We start from the raw sequence: 19838 nt of genomic DNA on the forward strand, positions 1-19838 counted from the left end.
GTGGCCCTTACTTGTGTGGAGTAATAAAAGATGCAAAAGCTAGCTGAGTTGTATCGCGGAAAAGCGAAAACGGTCTACACCACGGAAGATCCGGATCTGTTGGTGCTGGAGTTCCGCAATGATACGTCAGCAGGGGATGGTGCTCGCATTGAGCAGTTTGATCGTAAAGGGATGGTGAATAACAAGTTCAACCACTTCATCATGACCAAGCTGGAAGAAGCCGGGATCCCAACCCAGATGGTGAGCCTGTTGTCGGATACTGAAGTACTGGTGAAAAAGCTGGAAATGGTACCGGTCGAATGCGTAGTGCGTAACCGTGCTGCAGGATCGCTGGTTAAACGCCTGGGTATCACTGAGGGTGAGATTCTCAATCCGCCGTTGTTCGACCTGTTCTTGAAAAACGACGCCATGCACGACCCGATGGTGAACGAGTCCTACTGCAAGACCTTCGGCTGGGTCAGCGAAGAGAATCTGGCACGTATGAAGGAACTGAGCTACAAAGCCAATGAGGTACTGAGCAAGCTGTTTGGCGATGCGGGCCTGATCCTGGTGGACTTTAAGCTGGAGTTCGGTCTGTTCAAGGGCGAAGTGGTGCTGGGCGACGAGTTCTCGCCGGACGGTAGCCGCCTGTGGGATAAAGAAACCCTGAACAAAATGGATAAAGACCGTTTCCGTCAGAGCCTGGGTGGCCTGATTGAAGCCTATGAAGAAGTCGCACGCCGTCTGGGTGTTAAACTGGACTAACTGCGCAATCGTTTACGTTCTGGCAGGCGGCTGTAGTTTCCGGTTGCCAGAACGGGACAGCTGTTTGCCTGATACCTGTTAATCTGCCAAAGGTCTATCTGGTAGCGATTTGTCTGACAAGTCGGCGCCTGTCAGCCCGTTGCCGGATACTGCCTGACGACATCCGATCGTAGGTCTCTCTGATGCTTCTTCGCGGCTGGTCTCCTGCTGCGTGGCACTCTTCATATTGCTTTAGTGAATCATGCTGTCTGAGTGAAATGAGTGCTATTATTTCCCGCCTGTGTGTCGACTGATTCAGGCAAGGATATGTTTTATGGCCTTTTTTGACCCAACGTTACTTATCTTACTGGCATTGGCTGCCCTCGGTATTATCAGCCAGAACATGACGGTTACCCTGGCTATTTTATTTTTGGTGGTGGTGCGCATTACCCCGCTGAATCACTATTTTCCGTGGGTGGAAAAATATGGCCTGTCGTTTGGGGTGTTGGTACTCACCATCGGCGTGATGGCTCCTATTGCCAGCGGCAAAATTTCTGCCGGTGATGTGTTCTCTTCGTTTTTACACTGGAAATCGTTGCTGGCGGTGGCTATCGGTATTGCAGTCTCCTGGCTTGGTGGGCGAGGCGTCGTACTGATGAGTAACCAACCTTCGGTTGTGGCCGGTTTGCTGGTGGGTACCGTGATGGGGGTAGCGTTATTTCGTGGCGTGCCAGTGGGGCCGCTGATTGCGGCGGGATTACTCTCGCTGCTGATCGGCAAAGGCTAAATTTTCTTCGGGGTGTGGCGTGGAATCTTTCGTTGTCAGCCAGCATTATCAGCAGCGCTGTGGCATTCGTCGCCTGCTGGTGTTAAGCGGCCAGCCTGACTGGTGCGGCGAGCAGGCTGTACGTTTGAGCGCTCTGCTGTCTGGTGACTGGTTGTGGGTGGGCACATCGGCACCACCGCTCATGAACCTTTTACCACCCGCACGCGTACGTGGTGTGTTGGGGCAGGAGTATCAGCACGCGATATTTGATGCCAGAGAAGGTTTCGATGCGCAAGCGCTGGCGGTGCTGGCAGGGGCGCTCAGGGCTGGCAGTTGGTTATTGTTGTTAGTTCCCGCGTGGGCGTCGTGGCCTGATAGCCCGGATACCGATAGCCTGCGCTGGAGCGAGCAACCACTGCCGATTGCCACGCCTCGCTTTATCCGACATGTGCAGCGCCAACTGTTGGCGGATGAAGAGGTCGTGGTATGGCGCCAGCAAGACGCCGAACCGGTGATTTCTCCCCCCGCACGTCGCCCGGATTGGTTGCCCGCTAGCGGTGAGCCGACATCTTGCCAGTACCGCATCGTGCAGCAACTGCAGCATACCGCGTGTGCCGTGTCGGTGATTACCGCACCGCGTGGGCGTGGCAAATCAACGCTGTCCGGTATGTTGGCGAGCCAGTGTCAGGGGGGATGTTGGGTAACGGCACCGTCACGTGCTGCTGGCGAGATTCTGTTGCGACAAGCCGGGGAGGCAGCAACATTTTGGGCACCGGACGCCCTGTTGGCGTTCTGTCAGCAGCACGGTACACCACCGGTAGACTGGCTGTTGATTGATGAAGCCGCCGCTATCCCTACGTCGCTATTGCGATCTTTATTGCCGTTTTTCCGTCGGGTGGTGATGACGACCACGGTTCAAGGCTATGAGGGGACTGGACGTGGTTTTCTGCTTAAGTTTTGTGCCTCATTGCCGGACTGGCAGGCTATCGAACTGACTGAGCCATTACGTTGGGCACAGCAGGATCCGCTGGAATACATTGTGGATCGCATGATGCTGTTTGATGCCGAAAAACGGGTACCGGAGCGACTTGATGCTTACCCCGTTATTCGTCCAGAGCAGCAGGACGACTGGCTGAGCCAACCTGAGCGCCTGGAAGGGTGTTATGGGTTACTCTGTAGCGCTCATTACCGCACTTCCGCTCTGGATTTACGCCGCTTGATGGATGCCCCCGGTATGTATGTTGCCAGCGCTTGTGTCGACGAGAAGATTGGAGGGGTTATCTGGCTGGTGGATGAAGGGGGATTATCGGCGACGCTGGCGCAGGAGGTCTGGGCCGGGCGACGTCGCCCAAGCGGAAATTTGGTAGCGCAGTCGTTGGCCGCACACGCTAATCAATGGCAGGCACCGGTGTTACGATCGCGTCGTATCAGTCGTATCGCTGTGCTAGCCGCCCATCGAGGTCAGGGAATCGGTCTGGCACTGGTGCGAGAGCAACAGCAACAGGCTCAACAGGCGCGGCTGGATTTTCTGTCTGTCAGTTTCGGTTTTCAGCCAGACTTGTGGCAGTTCTGGCAACGTTGCGGGTTCCAACTGGTGCGTATCGGTAGTCATGTTGAGGCCAGCAGTGGGTGCTATAGCGCGATGGCGCTGTTCCCGCTCAGTGAGGCAGGGGAAGCGTTGACTGCTTTAGCACACCATGAATTACGTCGGGATTGGTTTTGGCTGCGGCGCGATATTCCGTTGACGCTGGATTTGCCACTGGAGACAGAACAGGCATTCACGGTTGATGACTGGCGTAATCTGGCGGGGTTTGCTCTGGCTCACCGTCCGCCGGAAGCCTGTCAGGGGGCGTTGTCACGTTTGGTATTCCACTCGCCGATGGCATTGGTGGCCTTAAGGCTGTGGCTTGAGCAAGGTAAAAGCGCAGCGGAGTGTGTTCAGCAACTGCAACTGGCGGGCAAAAAGGCGTTGGTTCAGCGCTGGCGTACCGAAACGGCCCAGGCGTTGCAGCATTTGGATGCCGCACAATGGCAATGCTGGCATGACATTATCCTATAGCGAAATAAGTGGTTTTATTCCTCAAATTTATTTCAAGTGGTAACGATCACAATTTTGCAACTAAAACTGTGAGATGACCTGCTGATTTCCTCCGTTCATATACACTGATCCTGATACAGGATAATGGAATAACTTGTTCAATAAACCTCAATATTGACCCGCCATCGAGGGGCGTATAGTGACCGCTGAATATTTTACATAGTCGGTTCCCCCAGAAGAGAACCGCAGGAGAGGCGATATGAAGCATGACTATTTTGTGGTGCAACAGCCACCTTCACCTAAGCAGTTGTTTTTACTATTTCACGGCGTAGGCGACAACCCGGTTTCTATGGGACAGATTGGCCGTTATTTTGCTGATGCATTTCCCATGGCGCAGGTTATCAGTGTGGGAGGGCCGGAAGCGATTGGCTTGGGCGAAGGACGCCAGTGGTTTTCGGTTCAGGGGATAACGGAAGATAACCGTGCCCGCCGCGTGAATGCCGTTATGCCGCGTTTTATTGATACGGTTCGCTATTGGCAGGCGTCCACGGGAATCGATTATTCCCACACGGCGTTGATTGGTTTTTCTCAGGGTTCAATCATGATTCTGGAAGCGCTGAAAGCAGAGAAGAATCTGGCTGGTCGGGTGGTGGCATTCAGTGGCCGTTTTGCCACGCTGCCTGACCAGCCGATGTACGATGTGGTGGTTCATCTGGTTCATGGTGAGGAAGACCCGGTGATTACCGTCGAGCATGCCCGGCAGGCAGCACAGAGCTTGCGCGCTCAGGGATCGGATTTTACGTTGGATCTGGTGCCGCAACTCGGGCACGCCATCGATGGCCGCATGATGGAATACGCGCTGGACCGACTGCATCACTATATTCCTAAACGTTTCTGGGATGAGGCGGTGATGGGGGAGCGCGGTGAGCTGGTGGCATTCCGCTAACTGACCGATGACGGGTTTCGTGTTTTAAGCTACGTATTTTAAGCCAGAAATGCGGCAGAAATCGCCCATCAATAAACAGGCCGGGCCACAATAGTGACCCGGCCTTATGATGTTCAGTGTATGCCTCAGGGTTTTTTTTGCGGCCAGTCGTCTTCGTCATCCCACTGCGCGTTGTTATCGCGGTGTGGCGGCAAAGGCGGTTTGTTATTCAAAAAGCGTTTATGGTCAAGGCGACGTAGCTCCTTGATACCGTTGACCAGCATCCCCAATAGCACCAGCAGTATTACCCACCAGTAATCAGCCAGCCATCCCATGGTTGTTCCTCATTATTTTAGCGACTCTTATCGTATAAGCCTTATTGTAGCTGGTGAGCTGCCATCATTTCAGGTTATCGGTAAATACAGACCGGTTGCATGTCAGCGGATACGCTGTTTATCAACCGATATATTGTGTATCAACAGACAGTATAAAGCGCTGAAACAGGCCCAGTAGATTGGGTTCCAGCCACTCCCGCCCGGCGATGTCTTCGCCTTGCCAGGCTTGTAAAATGCACTCAGGCGTTAGCTGTGACTGAGCAACCTGAGCCAGCGGTGCGTAGCTGAGGTGCCAGGGTTCTATTGCGACACCACCGTTATCCTGGGCGAAGGGTCGGTAGAAACCAAAGCTGGCCATATGGCGGGTGAGCCAGTCGTTCAGACTGGAAAAATAACCGCCTGATTGGTATTCCCAGGGTTCCAGTTGCAATTTCTGACCGGTAGGTAATAGGTCCGGATCGTAAACATCCAGATCACTGCCCCAATGGTGGCGGCTGCCGCCCGGCAATGCGGACCAGCGCAGAATAGCCTCGCAACGAGCGCCTTCATCCAGCGCTAGTGCATCAAGCGGCTGGCTGTGCTGGTCCAGCAGTGGGCGCAGGCCGGTAAACTTGCCATTCCAGATCTGGCGCTGGCGGTCAAAATCCCTAAATGTGCTGGCAGGCTGTAAATTGAATCCAGCTTGTCGCGCCGCCTGCTGCATGGCAGTAAACGCCGCGACCGCTTCAGGCTGTAGACGATGCGAACCGCTCAACATCACCAGATGACGGTCGCTTTTGCCAGTCAGGCAGGCGGGGGACATCATGCGATCAATTGCTCCATAATGCGTTGATACATGCGGCTGAGCAGTTGCAAGTCAGCAGCGTTAACGCACTCGTTCACTTTATGGATGGTGGCGTTGACAGGCCCCAATTCGACCACTTGAGCACCCATACGGGCAATAAATCGCCCGTCTGACGTTCCGCCGGTAGTCAGGAGTTGCGGTGTGATTTCGCTGTAGTGTTCCACCGCGTTGACGACGGCATCGACCAGTTCACCGCGTCCGGTCAGGAATGGGTGACCAGATAACTGCCATTCCAGCGTGTAATTAAGCTGGTGACTATCGAGTAGAGTCTTGACCTGCTCTTTAATCAGTTCATCGGTCAGCTCAGTGCTAAAGCGGAAATTGAACTGGACGAACAGTTCGCCGGGGATAACGTTATTGCTACCGGTACCGGCGTTAATATTGGCTATCTGCATGCTAGTAGGCGGGAAGAACTCATTGCCCTGATCCCAGACGGTCTCCACCAGCTCATTGAGTGCGGACATCGCCCGATGCACCGGGTTATCCGCCAGATGTGGGTAAGCAACATGCCCCTGAACACCGTGAACCCGCAGATTGGCGGTGATGGAGCCGCGTCGGCCATTTTTCACCACATCGCCAACACGTTCGGTACTGGATGGCTCGCCGACCAGGCAATAGTCCAACCGTTCCTGGCGTGCCATCAATGCTTCGACCACCTTGACGGTACCATTGACGGCACTGGCTTCTTCGTCGGAGGTGATGAGAAACGCCAGACGCCCCTGATGATTAGGATGCGTTGCAACGAAACGTTCTGCTGCTACCACCATGGCGGCCAGCGAGCCTTTCATGTCTGCCGCACCGCGCCCAAACAACATGCCATCGCGAATGGTGGGTTCAAAGGGTGGGGTTTGCCACTGGCTTTGGTTGCCAACCGGTACCACATCGGTGTGGCCGGCAAATGCCAGTGTCTTTCCCTGGCCGCGCCAGGCCCAGAAATTCTGGGTATCACCGAAGTCCATTGCTTCAATAATAAAGCCGATAGCTTTCAGACGCTCAATCATCAGTGCCTGACAACCTGCGTCATCCGGGCTGAGGGACGGGCGTTTAATGAGTTGCTGGGCCAGTTCAATTACCGGGCAAGACATGTGCGGTATTCTCCGTAAAAAAGTGCTGATAGCTGTCGTCACTAAAACCAAGCAGGGTTTTCCCGTCATCGGTTACCAGTAACGGGCGTTTTATCAACGCCGGTTGCTCCAGCATAACAGCTTTTGCCGCCACGTCGTTGTTGATGCTGTTGCGATAGGCTTCGTCCAGCTTACGCCAGGTGGTGCCGCGGGTGTTGAGCAACGGCTGCCAGCCAATGTCATCTATAAATGATTGCAGACGCTCTGCGGTTAACCCATCTGCCCGGTAGTCGTGGAAGCGATAGTCGATACGATGCTCTTCCAGCCAGCGACGGGCCTTCTTTATGGTGTCGCAGTTCTTGATTCCATACAGGGTGATAGCCATATATTTAAAACTCGTTATTTTTCATGTTATAAGGCGAAAAAGCATACCGCATAACGATGAAATACGGCAGAGTATTAAAATTATCTTAAGAAATCATAGGGTTGGAATTAACGAAAAGTTGCGGAAATGCGAAAGAGAGCACATTTCTGCGCCCCAAAGTCTTTATCTTGGTCAAAAAAGAAGCGTATAATAACCCTGTAAGACCACAAAGCCTTAAGGAGCTACCAACATGATCGAAATCGAACTCAACAACTGGAAAAGCTTCATCGACGCAATGCTGCGTAAGTAATTGCTGATGTATTTAGACTAGTACAATTTTATTTACTGTCATTAGTTACCAGGACCCATATTGAGTGTCACCAAAGCAGCAACCCACGGGTTGCTGCTTTTTTTATGTGACTGACAACGCTTTTAATGAACTGATTTATAAAAATTAATTTTCACTTAAGGTGGTTGTGTTATCCATAAACTCCCCCGTTTTACCCCATTTTTCTCTTTTCATTTTTGTGATCTATGTCGCTAATTTTCGCTCATGTTTTTCAGATTTCTGCCGCCGGTGGTGAAGGGTAAATGAGGAAGCCTGAGTAAATAAAAGAGGCTATTATTTGTATTTGTCGTTACCCATGTCGGTGAGCCACGTCGATCGAGGATTAAGGTGGTAAAGGCACAAGTTGATAACGACATCCGCAGGCAGAGATAAATGGGTTGGGTGACGCCGGAGTAGTAGTCAATGTGATCCCCGGTTCAGGCCATCGACATCTCAGTTTATCGCCCCGGCGTTTGCGATGACCGCGGTGCTAGTAAAATGTACTAATAAAAAGAGAGTAGTCACCCACGTATAAGATGCCAAATAATGCCGATGCGGCTGGTAAATCTGTGGGATGAATGGAGTCAGTTCGCTTTTTTATCATGTTTTATCACTTTTTGGTGATGTTCGGCTGGACAAATGCGCCGCTACTTGCTGTACTGTATTTGACACAGATTTTGTGTCGTTCATTCATGTAAAGGTAAGTTTGATGTCTAAGATTAAAGGTAGCGTTAAGTGGTTTAATGAGTCCAAAGGATTCGGTTTCATTACTCCGGAAGATGGCAGCAAGGACGTATTCGTTCACTTTTCTGCTATCCAGAGCAACGGTTTCAAAACCCTGGCTGAAGGTCAGCGCGTAGAGTTTGAAATCACCAGCGGCGCTAAAGGACCTTCTGCTGCTAACGTTATCGCTATTTAATTATACCGATTTCCTGAAAAACCCGCCTGATGGCGGGTTTTTATTTTGTATTTTACTCTTCTCTTAATGGGTGCTCAGCCAGCCCATCAGCGCAAATGCCAGTGCTGTCATCATCAGTGAACCAAGCAAATTAAGCAGCAGATTGAACAACGCCGCTGCCCATTCGCCGCTCTGCAGTAAGGTCACCATTTCGTAGGAAAAGGTGGAAAACGTTGTCAAACCACCGCAGAAACCGGTTGTGAGCAACAGTTTCCAGTGTGGCGGAAGGTCAGGCTGGCGGATGAAATAGCTCATGCAGGCACCGATAATGAAGGCTCCTGACAGGTTTGCCAGCAGCGTGCCCGCCGGAATCTGGGGAAACAGGCTGTTAAACCGCACACTCAATTGCCAGCGTGCGACGCTGCCAATCCCACCGCCAAGAAAAATAGCAAGTAACGTACTGTACATAGTCACCTTTTCGTTCAGGGGTAAGTTAGACTACTCTCGAAAGGGCACGCGTGATGCCGATTGAGGGACGCGTAGACATCATCAGCCGGAAAGGCGGTTATGGAGGAATGTCATCTCCGTTACTGTCTGATAAAGTTTACCTATATGCCGATGTGTTTTGTAGCCGTGGTAGTTTTACCAAATGTATCCGCCTGTTATGAAGGAGCCTGATATGAAGGTGGCGCTTGGTCAATTTGCTGTTCAGCGTTTATGGCAGGACAATGCCCAGACCTGCATGACATTAATGGTACAGGCTGCCTCTGTCGGTGCCGATCTGCTGGTGTTGCCGGAGGCTGTTCTGGCTCGCGATAACGCGGACCCGGAATGGGGCGTCGGGTGTGCCCAACCGATAACCGGCCCTTTTGTTAGCCAACTGCTGGCGGCGAGTCAGTCACTGGATATCAGCGTTGTGTTTACCTTGCATACCCCGGCGGCGGAAGGGAAAGTGCATAACACATTACTGGTTATCCGGCGGGGAGAAGTTCTGGCCCATTACCATAAACTGCATTTGTACGATGCTTTTGCAGTACAGGAGTCTCGTCGGGTGACGCCGGGAAGCGCATTGCCTCCGCTGGTGGAGGTTGCGGGAATGCGAGTCGGGCTGATGGTGTGTTACGACATTCGTTTTGCCGAGATGGCGCGTCAGTTGGCGATTAGCGGAGCTGATGTTCTGGTCGTCCCGGCCGCCTGGGTGAAAGGGCCGCACAAAGAAGCGCACTGGGAGTTACTGGCGCGAACCCGAGCGCTGGAAAATACCTGTTATCTGGTCGCGACCGGCGAGTGTGGCGACAGGAATATCGGTAATAGCATGGTGATAGACCCTATGGGGGTGGTGATTGCTCAGGCTGCTGAGCAACCGGAGTTGCTGCTGGCGGAGTTGCACCTGGAGCGAATTCAAACCGTTCGTCGCCAGTTACCTGTGCTACATCACAATCGCTTTAAGCCGCCTGTATTACGATAAGAGTAAGGCTATCCTGGTCGGGTAAAAACATCGGGTACTGCGTTGCGTCTTACTTTGTTACAGATAGGCATTGCCTTATCCGGTATATCGATTTAAAAAGAGCATTATTAGTGCATTAAAGCGCGCTGGCTTTTCCAGCTCACATCATCAGGTAGGTATGTATGGAAGGTATCAGTATTGCCAAACTTTTAGTGATTGGCGCCTTGATTGTTCTGCTGTTTGGCACCAATAAATTGCGCAGTCTGGGCGGCGATCTGGGCGCGGCTATCAAAGGCTTCAAAAAAGCCATGAACGATGATCAGCCAGCGGCGAAATCTTCCGCTCAGGACGAACATCCCGCTGCTATCAGCGAAACGCGTCCGAAAGAATAAACGTATCGGCTGACAGTATTGAAACGAAAAAGCGGAGGGGGTTACCCATCCGCTTTTTGTGTTGCCGATATTTTTGGTAAGGAAATGTTGCAGGTAATAACCTGTTATTTCACTTCAATCCCTTTGGCCTGCAGGTCTGCATGGTAGGAAGAGCGGACAAACGGACCACAGGCGGCATGGGTAAAGCCCATTGCCAGCGCTTCCGCTTTCATTTCTTCGAATTCTTCCGGCGGTACATAACGTTGTACCGGCAGGTGATGACGGCTTGGCTGCAGGTATTGTCCCAACGTCAGCATGGTCACACCGTGTCGACGCAAATCGCGCATCACATCCAGAATTTCGTCGTTGGTTTCCCCCAAGCCCACCATCAGACCGGATTTGGTTGGAATGGTTGGGTGCGACGCTTTGAATTTCTCCAGCAATTTTAACGACCATTCATAATCAGCACCCGGACGAACCTGACGATAAAGACGCGGCACGTTTTCCAGATTATGGTTGAACACGTCTGGCGGGGTAGCGGTTAAGATATCCAGCGCCCGGTCCATCCGGCCACGAAAATCCGGCACCAGTGTTTCGATTCTGATGGTTGGGTTTTTGCGGCGTATCGCACTGATACAGTCGGCAAAGTGCTGTGCACCGCCATCGCGCAGGTCATCACGGTCAACCGATGTGATGACCACATAACGCAACCCCATATCATGGATAGTTTGCGCCAGTTTTTCCGGCTCGTTGGCATCGGGCGTCAGCGGGCGGCCGTGGGCAACATCACAGAATGGGCAACGGCGGGTGCAAATAGCCCCAAGGATCATGAACGTGGCCGTACCATGATTAAAGCACTCTGCCAGGTTAGGGCAGGAGGCTTCTTCGCAAACCGAGTGCAGACCATTGCGGCGCATGGCGTCCTTGATGCCCTGAATCCGGCTGGAGTCCGCAGGTAATTTTATCTTCATCCATTCTGGTTTGCGGAGCATTTCCTGACGCTCGGTAGCGACGGTGCGTACCGGGATCAGGGCCATTTTGTCTGCATCGCGGTATTTGACGCCACGTTCGATCTGAATCGGTTTACTCATAGTTGCGTAATTTCCAGTTCTGAGTCGCTGTTATGAATTTATCTAAAATTCATTGGATTACGTGAGTGGTTAAACTTTTTTTTAAAAAACTCACAAAATTATATCATCTTTGTCTTCTGACGAGCAGCCATAGAACAACAAATTGCAGAAACAATGTAAATAAACTGTAACTGAATGGTTTTAGACTATGTCACTCGGCATGCAGCGGGTGCGGTTCTCCCTGCTGTGACCAGTCCCAGTCCAGCCATTCCTGCTGTTGGTAGTCCAGCTGTGCCATAAACGCCTGTACCATGACCGGAGCGGTGTCAGCTACCGTCGTACCGGGAACCAGTTCACTGAGCTGGGTCATGCTCATACCGGCATAGCCGCAAGGGTTGATACGCAGGAAAGGGGACAGATCCATCGCAATGTTTAGCGCCAGACCATGAAACGAACAGCCGTGCCGGATACGCAATCCCAGTGAGCAAATTTTACGCTCGCCGACATAGACGCCGGGAGCATCCGGGCGGGCATTCGCCTCAACAGCATAATGCGCCAGCGTGTTGATAACGGTATTTTCGATAGCGGTTACTAACTGGCGTACGCCCACTTTACGTCTTTTGATATCAATCAGCACATACATCACCTGCTGGCCGGGGCCGTGATAGGTGACCTGACCACCGCGATCGCTTTGAATCACCGGAATATCACCGGGCATCAGGACGTGTTCGGCTTTGCCTGCCTGACCCTGGGTAAAAACGGGCAGGTGTTGCACCAGCCATAACTCGTCGGCGCTGTGGCTATCCCGCTGCTCGGTAAAGGTATGCATGGCCTGCGATACCGGTTCATAAGGCTGTATGCCTAATTGACGCACTATGATGGTGTTGCGTGCTGTGAGCGTATCCTGTTGCAAGAGTGTCATCGTCGGGTAAAGAAGGGATGAGCGCAATTATAGCGAGGGGAGACTTGAGCGAATAGCGCTTTCCTCGCTTGTCTCCGGATTAGGGAGACAAGGCCGGAGAATCGGGCTGGTTAGAGCACCACACGCACAATATCGATGTTACCCAGCTCTTCGTAGAGCGTTTCAACCTGCTCAATATGGGTTGCGGTGATGGTAATCGACACGGAGTGGTAGTTGCCCTTGGTACTGGGTTTGACCTGTGGGGTGTAGTCACCGGGAGCATGGCGCTGGACCACTTCCACAACCAGATCCACCAGCTCCGGTTTTGCCAATCCCATGACCTTGTAGGTAAATGAACATGGAAATTCAAGCAGTTCGTTGAGTTTGGTTTTCATGGTGACTCCAGAGTTATTCATTAGTACAAAAATTACCACTCCCGCCGAAGCGGGAGTGTATAAGTATGACCGAAAGCGGGCTGTCGATCCTTTAGTGAGCAACATAAGGGCGGTTGCTCAGGATTCAAGGGGGATCAACTAAACCAACGGTGGAACATCAGTTTGATGTAATCAAACAGACGACCGAAAATACCGCCTTCTTTGACTTCGTTCATGACGACCAGCGGGCGCTGATCAATGACCTTGCCATCGAGTTGGAAGTTGATAGTACCCACCACCTGGTTTTTAGCCAGTGGCGCATGCAATTCTGAATTGGTAAGCACATAGCTGGCTTTCAGATCTTTCATGCGTCCACGCGGGATAGTGATGTAAACATCTTTATCGACACCCAATGATACCCGGTCGCTATTACCGAACCATACCGGCTCAGACGCGAACTCTTTACCGGTTTTCAGCGGTGCGACGGTTTCAAAGAAGCGGAAACCCCAGGTGAGCAGTTTCTTGCTCTCTGTTTCGCGGCCTTTGTACGTCCGTCCACCCATCACCGCGGAAATCAGGCGCATCTGCCCTTCGGTTGCTGAGGCAACCAGGTTATATCCCGCGGATGCGGTATGGCCGGTTTTGATACCATCCACGGCCAGGCTGCTATCCCACAACAGACCATTGCGGTTCAACTGACGAATGTTGTTGAAGGTAAATTCTTTTTCTTTGTAGGTCGCGTATTCATCCGGTACATCACGGATCAATGCCTGACCAATCAGCGCCATATCACGGGCTGAACTGTACTGGCCTTCCGCGTCCAGGCCGTGAACAGTTTTGAAGTTGGTATTCTGTAAACCCAACGCCTTGACGTAACCATTCATCAGGTTGACGAACGCATCCTGACTGCCAGCCACGTAATCCGCCATTGCCACACAGGCATCGTTGCCGGACTGCAGGATGATCCCTTTATTCAGTAGATAAACCGGTACACGATCGCCCGGTTTAAGGAACATCAGTGAGGAACCCTGAAAGTCGGGGTTACCGGTCGCCCAGGCGTCTTTACCAATCGTCACGACGTCGTTCGGCGTAATTTTCCCGGCTTTAATCGCCTGACCGATAACATAACTGGTCATCATCTTGGTCAGACTGGCCGGATTGCGGCGGGCGTCGGCGTTCTTTTCCGCCAGGACTTTACCCGAGTTGTAATCAATCAGGATGTACGCTTCGGCATCAATGTCCGGGACGGCAGGGATCATGGTTTTCAGATTAATGTCGTCTGCGTAGGCGAAAGTGGATGCACTGATGGCGAGCAACGTGCCGAGCGCAATACGTTTGGTAAAACAAGACGTGATTACTGTTTTCATGATTGGAACAACAACATCCGTGGGTATAAGTTAAAAAACGAGCCACACTATAGCAGATGAAAATCGGGGCGGCACCAGACAATACGTTACGTGGTTTTGCTGATCGCCATAGGTGGTATCGTTATCGCTTGTGTGGATAACGAAAGAGGAGATTAACCCCTCTTTCGAGTGTAAATGCGTTACTGCGCGCCAGATACAGTCGTGATAAATGATGGCTGTTGCGCTTCACTCGACAGACGCTGCTGCAGGTCAACGGCCTGTTGGCGGTTCTGGAATGGGCCTAATTGGATGCGATACAAGCCGTTACTCAGGGTCACCTTGCCGGGCACGCGGAAACGGTCGTTCAGGCTTTTCAGCCAGGTTTGCGCCCGTTGCTGATCGCTTAACGCCCCGACCTGCAACACAATATTACCCGAGCCTGCGGGCACGCTTGCCGATGATGCGAGGGATGACGTGGCGACAGAGGCTACGCCGACAGCCGGTGTTGAGCGAACCGGCACCGCAGTGGGAGTCGTCTCCGAGCCTTCCAGTACACCACTGGGCAGAGGTTTAGGCGAGCCGAGGAAACCGCCCCCAGTTGCGCCACCGGCGTGAGGAGCCGACGTATCCGCAGCGCCAGTCATACCACCGGCGTTGCTTGTAGCCGGTACCAGCGTGGCATTGCTGATCGGTCGTACTGCAGCGGCAGGCTGTGGCGCGCTTTCCATCATTGGCGTTCCCATACCACTTGAACCCAGTGTGGGGCGAGCCGGTAAAGCAAAGCTCTGCTTGGCCACGCGTGTACCGATGGTTCCTGGACCGGAAAGCGTACCGTCCGGTGCTACGTTGATGAAGTCTACCTTCACCTTGGTATTATTGGACAGGTTAAGACGGTCGGCCGCCCCTTTGGTCAGATCGATGATTCTGCCTGGCGTATAAGGCCCGCGATCATTGATGCGTACCACCAGACGGCGGCCGTTGCTGAGATTAGTAACGCGCACGTAACTGGGAATAGGCAACGTTGGATGTGCCGCCGCCATCGCATTGACATCGAATTCTTCACCGGTCGCGGTGCGGTTACCGACAGATTCTCTGTCGTGCCAGGCCGCAAACCCGCTTTCACTGAAGTTTTCCGGGTTTTTGACAATACGGTATGTTTTACCATTCATGCTGTAATCTTGCATGTTGGCAGGGTTATACGGTTCGTAACGCGGTTCGACACCGCCGATTTCTTCTACCGGGCCGTTGTATGCTGAGGCCTGCGGTGAGGGAGACTGCGGCTGTTCCGTGACGCTACAGCCAGCCAGAGCCAGGCTGAGCGCGCCAATCCAAACCCAATCCTTACGCATTGCTTACCCCTATAAATTCTTGGATAACATTTTGCGGTGAGTGTGTATCGACATGACGATACCGAACCCCGCCATCAAGACGACCAGCGCCGAACCGCCATAGCTGACCAACGGCAGCGGCACACCAACCACCGGCAGAATACCACTCACCATGCCGATGTTAACAAACACATACACGAAAAAGATAAGCATCAGACCGCCGACCATCACCCGGCCGAAGGAGGTCTGCGCATTGGCGGCTATCACCAGACCACGCATGATCAGGAACAGATAAAGTGCCAGCAGAATTAGCACGCCTATCAAGCCGAGCTCTTCTGCCAGTACGGCGAAGATGAAGTCGGTGTGACGTTCTGGCAGGAACTCTAACTGGGATTGGGTGCCCTGTAACCAGCCTTTGCCGCTCAAGCCACCGGAACCTATTGCGATTTTCGACTGAATAATATGGTAGCCAGCACCCAGCGGGTCGGTTTCCGGGTCAAGCAGCATCATGATTCGGTCTCGTTGATAATCATGCATCAGGAAAAACCAGAGCACGGGAATGAACGCGGCCAGCAATAGGGCGGCAACTGCAATCAGCCGCCAGCTCATGCCTGCGAGAAACAGCACGAACAAACCCGATGCGCAAATCAGGATAGCGGTACCCAGGTCCGGCTGGGCGGCAACCAGTAGCGTGGGGACGAAGGTTAACGCCAGCGCGATAGCCGTGTTTTTTAGTGAAGGTGGACACATATCACGGTTGATATAGCGAGCCACCATCAGCGGTACCGCAATTTTGGCGATTTCTGATGGCTGGAATCGCACCACACCGAGGTCGAGCCAGCGTTGCGCGCCCTTACTGATTTGGCCGAATACATCCACCAGTACCAGCAGAATAAAACAAAAAATGTACAGATAAGGTGCCCAGCTTTCATACACCCGTGGCGGAATCTGCGCCATGCCAATCATGACGACCAGCCCCAGCACGCATTGGGCAACTTTGCGCTCCATCATACCTGGGTCTTGCCCGCTGGCGCTCCACATGACGAACAGGCTATAGCCCAGTAACGCCATTACACACAGAAGGAAAGGCAGGTCAATGTGTAGTTTGGTCCAGATTGAGCCTTTTTGTTGACTGTCTGTCATGGTGTCTCTACTCGGTTTCACTGCCCGGCGGCGACGGCGGCGCATCCGGCAGGCTGGTATTATTGTCGCCCAACATAATATGGTCGAGGATCTGACGCACAATGGTCCCGACGGCGGGGCCGGCGCCGCCGTTTTCCAGAATGATGGACATAGCGACTTTCGGATTGTTGTAGGGGGCGAAGGCAACCATCAGTTTGTGGTCACGTAGCCGCTCGGCAATCCGGTTGGCATTATAGGTTTCGTTTTCCTTCAGGCCGAATACCTGTGCCGTCCCTGACTTGACCGCAACTTTATACGGCGCATCGGCGAAGAATTTATGCGCGGTACCGTTCGGGCGGTTAGCCACGCCATACATACCGTCTTTGACGATTTCCCAATAACCGGAACGAATATCACCAATCTGCTGGTGTTGTGGTTGACGGAACGGCACCTTTGTGTTGTTTTCCATCGTACTGCCAAGCAGGTGCGGTACTTGTACCTGACCGTCATTAATCAGCGTCGTCAGCGCTTTCAGCATTTGAATCGGCGTAGCGGTCCAGTAACCCTGACCGATACCAACAGGGATAGTATCCCCCTGATACCATGGTTTTTTATAACGCTTCATTTTCCATTCACGCGTCGGCATGATGCCCGGACTTTCTTCTTTGTCGGACAAATCGATCCCTGTACGTTGACCGTAACCGAATTTAGTCATCCATTCTGACAGACGGTCGATCCCCATATCGTAAGCAACCTGATAGAAGAAGGTATCCGCGGATTCTTCAATAGCTTTGGTCAGGTTCAGGCGACCATGCCCCCATTTTTTCCAGTCGCGAAACCGTTTTTCCGAACCGGGCAACTGCCACCAGCCGGGATCGAACAGCGACGTATACGGGGTAATGACATTGGCACTCAGCGCAGAAACCGCGATATAGGGTTTGACGGTTGAAGCCGGTGGGTAAACCCCTTGTGTCGCACGGTTGATCAACGGGCGGTTTGGATCGGTCAGCAGGGCGTGATAAGTCTTACTGGAAATACCGTCTACGAACAAGTTCGGGTCATAGCTGGGGGTGGATACCATCGCCAGAATAGACGCGTCTTTCGGATCGGTGACCACCACGGCGGCTCGGCTGCCTTCCAGCAATTTTTCGATATAAAGCTGAAGGTTGAGATCCAGTGTCAGGGTGATATCTTTACCCGCTTGCGGAGGTTGCTCGTGCAACTGGCGGATGACGCGGCCGCGGTTATTGACTTCCACTTCCTCGTAACCCGGTTTGCCGTGCAGCACATCTTCGTAATAACGCTCAATGCCGAGTTTGCCGATATCATGCGTGGCGGCGTAATCCGCAAGCCTGCCTTCCTGGTCCAGCCGTTCCAGGTCTTTATCGTTGATTTTGGAAACGTAGCCGATGACATGGGTGAGTGCAGAACCGTAAGGATAGTAGCGGCGCTGGTAGCCTTTGACTTCTACACCGGGAAAACGGTACTGGTTGACCGCGAAGCTCGCGACCTGCACTTCATTCAGTCCGGTTTTGACGGGAATGGAGGTGAAGCGGCGTGAGCGCTTGCGCTCTTTTCTGAAGTTATCAATGTCTTCATCGGTCAGGTCAATAATGGGCTTGAGCGCCTGTAGCGTCTCTTCCAGGTTGTTAACTTTTTCGGGAATCAGCTCCAACTGGTAAATGGTACGGTTGAGCGCCAGTGGCGTACCGTTACGGTCATAAATGATGCCACGGCTGGGGGCTATCGGTACCAGCTTGATACGGTTTTCATTTGAACGAGTACGGTAATCGTCAAAACGTACAATCTGCAGATGGTATAGGTTGGCGACCAGAATACCGCTTAGCAGCAAAATGCCCAGGAATGCGACCAGCGCCCGGCGAACAAACAAGGCCGCCTCAGCCGTATAGTCACGAAAGGGTTTACGTTCTATATTCATCCAGCGATTGCTACTTCACAGGGTTCATCATTCGCCTTACTCCCGATGGTAAGGATGATTGGTGGTAATGCTCCAGGCCCGGTACAGACTTTCTGCTACCAGCACACGCACCAGCGGATGAGGCAGCGTCAGCGGTGACAGCGACCAGCTTTGCTCCGCGGCGGCTTTGCATTGTGGTGCTAACCCTTCCGGGCCGCCGATCAGCAGGCTGATATCGCGTCCGTCTTGTTTCCAGCGTTCCAGTTGTTGCGCCAACTGCGGCGTTTCCCAGCGTGAGCCGGGAATATCCAGTGTGACGATGCGGTTGCCTTTCCCTACAGCCGCTAGCATCAACTCACCTTCCCGCTCAAGGATCCGCTTGATATCCGCGTTTTTGCCACGCTTACCCGCCGGGATTTCCACCAGCTCAAACGGCATATCTTTGGGAAATCGGCGAAGATAATCGGTAAAACCTGTCTGCACCCAGTCGGGCATCTTGGTGCCGACGGCGACCAGTTGCAGCTTCATATCAGCCCCAGAGCTTTTCCAGTTCGTACAGGTGACGGCTTTCTTCCTGCATCACATGAACGATCACATCACCGAGGTCGACCACGACCCAATCGGCGTCATTTTCCCCTTCGACACCTAACGGCATCAGTCCGGCGGCGCGGGATTCCTGTACAACGTGATCGGCGATAGAGCTGACATGGCGGCTGGATGTTCCGGTGCAAATCACCATGTAGTCTGTGATGCTGGATTTCCCTTTTACATTGAGCGCCACGATATCCTGACCTTTCAAATCGTCCAGTTTATCAATAACGAAATCTTGGAGTGCTTGGCCTTGCAAAGGTTCCCCCTTCGATAAGTGGTTAATCAGCCGGTTATGTCGGCCAGGCGGTATTGGCGGATAACAGCCGTTTCACTGAAGCCATAAGGCTACGGCAGGAGGTTTTCCTGTGGCTGAAACCAGCGGCGGAGTATATCACGGCCTTATAATGAGTGGTATCGACGTGTGGTTATCGATAGAGTCCGTGTGTGTCAATATACTTCAGCACGCTCTCGGGCAGCAGGTCATGGCAATCGAGGCCGTTTTGTCGACGCTGACGGATTTCTGTCGCTGAAATTGAGAGCAACGGCGTATGGGCAAGATAAATCAACCCATGGTTTTGACGGTGTAATTGTGCGGCATCCTGGGTTTGATGCCGTGTCAGCCAGGTTTCCAGTTCGTCGGTATCCAACTGTTGGCGATAACCGGGTCGGGCGCACACCAACAGGTGACAGTAGTCCAGAATCTCCTGCCAGCGGTGCCAGTGATGCAGCGTCAGCAGCGAGTCTTGCCCGATAATGAATGCCAGTGGCGTACTGGTGCCTTTCTCTGTACGCAATGCTTCCAGTGTGTCAATCGTATAAGACGGCGTGGCGCGTTGTAACTCACGAGAGTCTACCCAAAACAGCGGATTACCCTGTACTGCCAGTTCAGCCATGGTCTTGCGCTGACTGGCGCTGGCTTCTGGCTGCTCGCGGTGCGGCGGCACATTATTGGGTAACAGAATGACGCGCTGAAGGCCGATTTCCTGCGCCAGTGCAGTAACCGGGCGCAGATGTCCGTAGTGAATCGGATCAAACGTACCGCCAAAATAGGCAGTCAGGGTAGGGCGAGTGGAGGATGTCGGCAA

Annotated in this window: 23 protein-coding genes and 1 riboswitch; of the genes, 8 read left to right on the forward strand and 15 right to left on the reverse strand. The window is 52.9% G+C overall.

Annotated elements, in window-relative coordinates:
• Positions 1 to 30 precede the first annotated feature (30 nt).
• From purC to ypfH, 4 genes are all read left to right on the forward strand, one after another.
• Positions 31 to 744, forward strand: a complete 714-nt coding sequence (gene purC / locus DD586_RS05590) for a phosphoribosylaminoimidazolesuccinocarboxamide synthase (RefSeq protein WP_012883842.1) — start codon at positions 31 to 33, stop codon at positions 742 to 744.
• 313 nt (positions 745 to 1057) lie between these two features.
• Positions 1058 to 1510: a DUF441 domain-containing protein gene (locus DD586_RS05595; protein WP_012883843.1), complete on the forward strand. Its 453-nt coding sequence runs from the start codon at positions 1058 to 1060 to the stop codon at positions 1508 to 1510.
• Between the two features lie 19 nt (positions 1511 to 1529).
• A complete protein-coding gene (locus tag DD586_RS05600) occupies positions 1530 to 3548 on the forward strand; it encodes a tRNA(Met) cytidine acetyltransferase TmcA (RefSeq protein ID WP_012883844.1) in 2019 nt (672 codons plus the stop codon).
• Between the two features lie 238 nt (positions 3549 to 3786).
• Entirely contained in the window at positions 3787 to 4473 is a 687-nt protein-coding gene (gene ypfH / locus DD586_RS05605; RefSeq protein ID WP_012883845.1) for an esterase, read from the forward strand.
• A 125-nt stretch (positions 4474 to 4598) separates the two neighbouring features.
• Here ypfH and DD586_RS05610 read toward each other — a convergent pair whose 3' ends face one another.
• The 4 genes from DD586_RS05610 to DD586_RS05625 form a co-directional block, all read right to left on the reverse strand.
• Positions 4599 to 4787 (reverse strand): YpfN family protein, encoded by a 189-nt coding sequence (locus DD586_RS05610; RefSeq protein WP_012883846.1) that lies wholly within the window; start codon positions 4785 to 4787, stop codon positions 4599 to 4601.
• A gap of 121 nt (positions 4788 to 4908) precedes the next feature.
• Positions 4909 to 5592 carry a M15 family metallopeptidase gene (locus DD586_RS05615; protein WP_012883847.1) on the reverse strand — a complete coding sequence of 228 codons (684 nt, stop codon included), beginning with the start codon at positions 5590 to 5592 and terminating at the stop codon, positions 4909 to 4911.
• Positions 5589 to 6716, reverse strand: coding sequence for a succinyl-diaminopimelate desuccinylase (dapE, locus tag DD586_RS05620; RefSeq protein WP_012883848.1), 1128 nt, complete (start codon positions 6714 to 6716; stop codon positions 5589 to 5591). The genes DD586_RS05615 and dapE overlap by 4 nt, the downstream gene beginning before the upstream one ends.
• Complete coding sequence (locus DD586_RS05625; protein ID WP_012883849.1) at positions 6697 to 7080, reverse strand: ArsC family reductase; 384 nt, start codon at positions 7078 to 7080, stop codon at positions 6697 to 6699. Before DD586_RS05625 ends, dapE begins: the two co-directional genes overlap by 20 nt.
• A gap of 229 nt (positions 7081 to 7309) precedes the next feature.
• Between DD586_RS05625 and ypfM the strand changes: the two genes are divergently transcribed.
• Together ypfM and cspE are read left to right on the forward strand one after the other, a co-directional pair.
• The gene (gene ypfM / locus DD586_RS22445) at positions 7310 to 7369 is read left to right on the forward strand and encodes a protein YpfM (protein ID WP_146214195.1); all 60 of its coding nucleotides are present in this window, start codon (positions 7310 to 7312) and stop codon (positions 7367 to 7369) included.
• A gap of 727 nt (positions 7370 to 8096) precedes the next feature.
• Positions 8097 to 8306, forward strand: coding sequence for a transcription antiterminator/RNA stability regulator CspE (gene cspE / locus DD586_RS05630; protein WP_009113827.1), 210 nt, complete (start codon positions 8097 to 8099; stop codon positions 8304 to 8306).
• 63 nt (positions 8307 to 8369) lie between these two features.
• On the opposite strand, the gene crcB is transcribed toward cspE, so the two are convergent.
• Positions 8370 to 8753, reverse strand: coding sequence for a fluoride efflux transporter CrcB (crcB, locus tag DD586_RS05635; protein ID WP_012883850.1), 384 nt, complete (start codon positions 8751 to 8753; stop codon positions 8370 to 8372).
• A 65-nt stretch (positions 8754 to 8818) separates the two neighbouring features.
• A riboswitch (Fluoride riboswitch) is annotated at positions 8819 to 8880 on the reverse strand.
• Positions 8881 to 8964: 84 nt separating this feature from the next.
• On the opposite strand from crcB, the gene DD586_RS05640 reads away from it, so the two are divergent.
• Both DD586_RS05640 and tatE read left to right on the forward strand, forming a co-directional pair.
• Positions 8965 to 9753, forward strand: coding sequence for a deaminated glutathione amidase (locus DD586_RS05640; RefSeq protein WP_012883852.1), 789 nt, complete (start codon positions 8965 to 8967; stop codon positions 9751 to 9753).
• 161 nt (positions 9754 to 9914) lie between these two features.
• Entirely contained in the window at positions 9915 to 10124 is a 210-nt protein-coding gene (gene tatE, locus DD586_RS05645; protein ID WP_012770646.1) for a twin-arginine translocase subunit TatE, read from the forward strand.
• Positions 10125 to 10228: 104 nt separating this feature from the next.
• On the opposite strand, the gene lipA is transcribed toward tatE, so the two are convergent.
• The 10 genes from lipA to nadD form a co-directional block, all read right to left on the reverse strand.
• Positions 10229 to 11194, reverse strand: a complete 966-nt coding sequence (gene lipA, locus DD586_RS05650) for a lipoyl synthase (RefSeq protein WP_012883853.1) — start codon at positions 11192 to 11194, stop codon at positions 10229 to 10231.
• A 190-nt stretch (positions 11195 to 11384) separates the two neighbouring features.
• On the reverse strand, positions 11385 to 12095 hold the full coding sequence (gene lipB, locus DD586_RS05655) for a lipoyl(octanoyl) transferase LipB (RefSeq protein WP_012883854.1): 711 nt from the start codon (positions 12093 to 12095) through the stop codon (positions 11385 to 11387).
• Between the two features lie 110 nt (positions 12096 to 12205).
• Entirely contained in the window at positions 12206 to 12469 is a 264-nt protein-coding gene (gene ybeD, locus DD586_RS05660) for a DUF493 family protein YbeD (RefSeq protein WP_012883855.1), read from the reverse strand.
• Positions 12470 to 12603: 134 nt separating this feature from the next.
• Complete coding sequence (gene dacA / locus DD586_RS05665) at positions 12604 to 13815, reverse strand: D-alanyl-D-alanine carboxypeptidase DacA (RefSeq protein WP_012883856.1); 1212 nt, start codon at positions 13813 to 13815, stop codon at positions 12604 to 12606.
• A 179-nt stretch (positions 13816 to 13994) separates the two neighbouring features.
• Positions 13995 to 15143: an endolytic peptidoglycan transglycosylase RlpA gene (rlpA, locus tag DD586_RS05670; protein ID WP_012883857.1), complete on the reverse strand. Its 1149-nt coding sequence runs from the start codon at positions 15141 to 15143 to the stop codon at positions 13995 to 13997.
• A 9-nt stretch (positions 15144 to 15152) separates the two neighbouring features.
• Positions 15153 to 16265 (reverse strand): peptidoglycan glycosyltransferase MrdB, encoded by a 1113-nt coding sequence (gene mrdB, locus DD586_RS05675; RefSeq protein WP_012883858.1) that lies wholly within the window; start codon positions 16263 to 16265, stop codon positions 15153 to 15155.
• A 7-nt stretch (positions 16266 to 16272) separates the two neighbouring features.
• The gene (mrdA, locus tag DD586_RS05680; RefSeq protein ID WP_012883859.1) at positions 16273 to 18183 is read right to left on the reverse strand and encodes a peptidoglycan DD-transpeptidase MrdA; all 1911 of its coding nucleotides are present in this window, start codon (positions 18181 to 18183) and stop codon (positions 16273 to 16275) included.
• 36 nt (positions 18184 to 18219) lie between these two features.
• Positions 18220 to 18690: a 23S rRNA (pseudouridine(1915)-N(3))-methyltransferase RlmH gene (rlmH, locus tag DD586_RS05685; RefSeq protein WP_012883860.1), complete on the reverse strand. Its 471-nt coding sequence runs from the start codon at positions 18688 to 18690 to the stop codon at positions 18220 to 18222.
• Position 18691: 1 nt separating this feature from the next.
• Positions 18692 to 19009, reverse strand: a complete 318-nt coding sequence (gene rsfS / locus DD586_RS05690; protein WP_012883861.1) for a ribosome silencing factor — start codon at positions 19007 to 19009, stop codon at positions 18692 to 18694.
• A 169-nt stretch (positions 19010 to 19178) separates the two neighbouring features.
• Positions 19179 to 19838, reverse strand: coding sequence for a nicotinate-nucleotide adenylyltransferase (nadD, locus tag DD586_RS05695; protein ID WP_012883862.1), 660 nt, complete (start codon positions 19836 to 19838; stop codon positions 19179 to 19181).

Origin of the sequence: Dickeya parazeae Ech586, assembly GCF_000025065.1 — a bacterium.
Lineage (GTDB): Bacteria > Pseudomonadota > Gammaproteobacteria > Enterobacterales > Enterobacteriaceae > Dickeya > Dickeya zeae.

Coding starts and splice junctions, on each gene's coding strand:
- purC (WP_012883842.1), top strand. CDS start 31: ATGCAAAAGCTAGCTGAGTTGTATCGCGGAAAAGCGAAAACGGTCTAC.
- DD586_RS05595 (WP_012883843.1), top strand. CDS start 1,058: ATGGCCTTTTTTGACCCAACGTTACTTATCTTACTGGCATTGGCTGCC.
- ypfH (WP_012883845.1), top strand. CDS start 3,787: ATGAAGCATGACTATTTTGTGGTGCAACAGCCACCTTCACCTAAGCAG.
- DD586_RS05610 (WP_012883846.1), bottom strand. CDS start 4,787: ATGGGATGGCTGGCTGATTACTGGTGGGTAATACTGCTGGTGCTATTG.
- DD586_RS05615 (WP_012883847.1), bottom strand. CDS start 5,592: ATGATGTCCCCCGCCTGCCTGACTGGCAAAAGCGACCGTCATCTGGTG.
- dapE (WP_012883848.1), bottom strand. CDS start 6,716: ATGTCTTGCCCGGTAATTGAACTGGCCCAGCAACTCATTAAACGCCCG.
- DD586_RS05625 (WP_012883849.1), bottom strand. CDS start 7,080: ATGGCTATCACCCTGTATGGAATCAAGAACTGCGACACCATAAAGAAG.
- cspE (WP_009113827.1), top strand. CDS start 8,097: ATGTCTAAGATTAAAGGTAGCGTTAAGTGGTTTAATGAGTCCAAAGGA.
- crcB (WP_012883850.1), bottom strand. CDS start 8,753: ATGTACAGTACGTTACTTGCTATTTTTCTTGGCGGTGGGATTGGCAGC.
- DD586_RS05640 (WP_012883852.1), top strand. CDS start 8,965: ATGAAGGTGGCGCTTGGTCAATTTGCTGTTCAGCGTTTATGGCAGGAC.
- tatE (WP_012770646.1), top strand. CDS start 9,915: ATGGAAGGTATCAGTATTGCCAAACTTTTAGTGATTGGCGCCTTGATT.
- lipA (WP_012883853.1), bottom strand. CDS start 11,194: ATGAGTAAACCGATTCAGATCGAACGTGGCGTCAAATACCGCGATGCA.
- lipB (WP_012883854.1), bottom strand. CDS start 12,095: ATGACACTCTTGCAACAGGATACGCTCACAGCACGCAACACCATCATA.
- ybeD (WP_012883855.1), bottom strand. CDS start 12,469: ATGAAAACCAAACTCAACGAACTGCTTGAATTTCCATGTTCATTTACC.
- dacA (WP_012883856.1), bottom strand. CDS start 13,815: ATGAAAACAGTAATCACGTCTTGTTTTACCAAACGTATTGCGCTCGGC.
- rlpA (WP_012883857.1), bottom strand. CDS start 15,143: ATGCGTAAGGATTGGGTTTGGATTGGCGCGCTCAGCCTGGCTCTGGCT.
- mrdB (WP_012883858.1), bottom strand. CDS start 16,265: ATGACAGACAGTCAACAAAAAGGCTCAATCTGGACCAAACTACACATT.
- mrdA (WP_012883859.1), bottom strand. CDS start 18,183: ATGAATATAGAACGTAAACCCTTTCGTGACTATACGGCTGAGGCGGCC.
- rlmH (WP_012883860.1), bottom strand. CDS start 18,690: ATGAAGCTGCAACTGGTCGCCGTCGGCACCAAGATGCCCGACTGGGTG.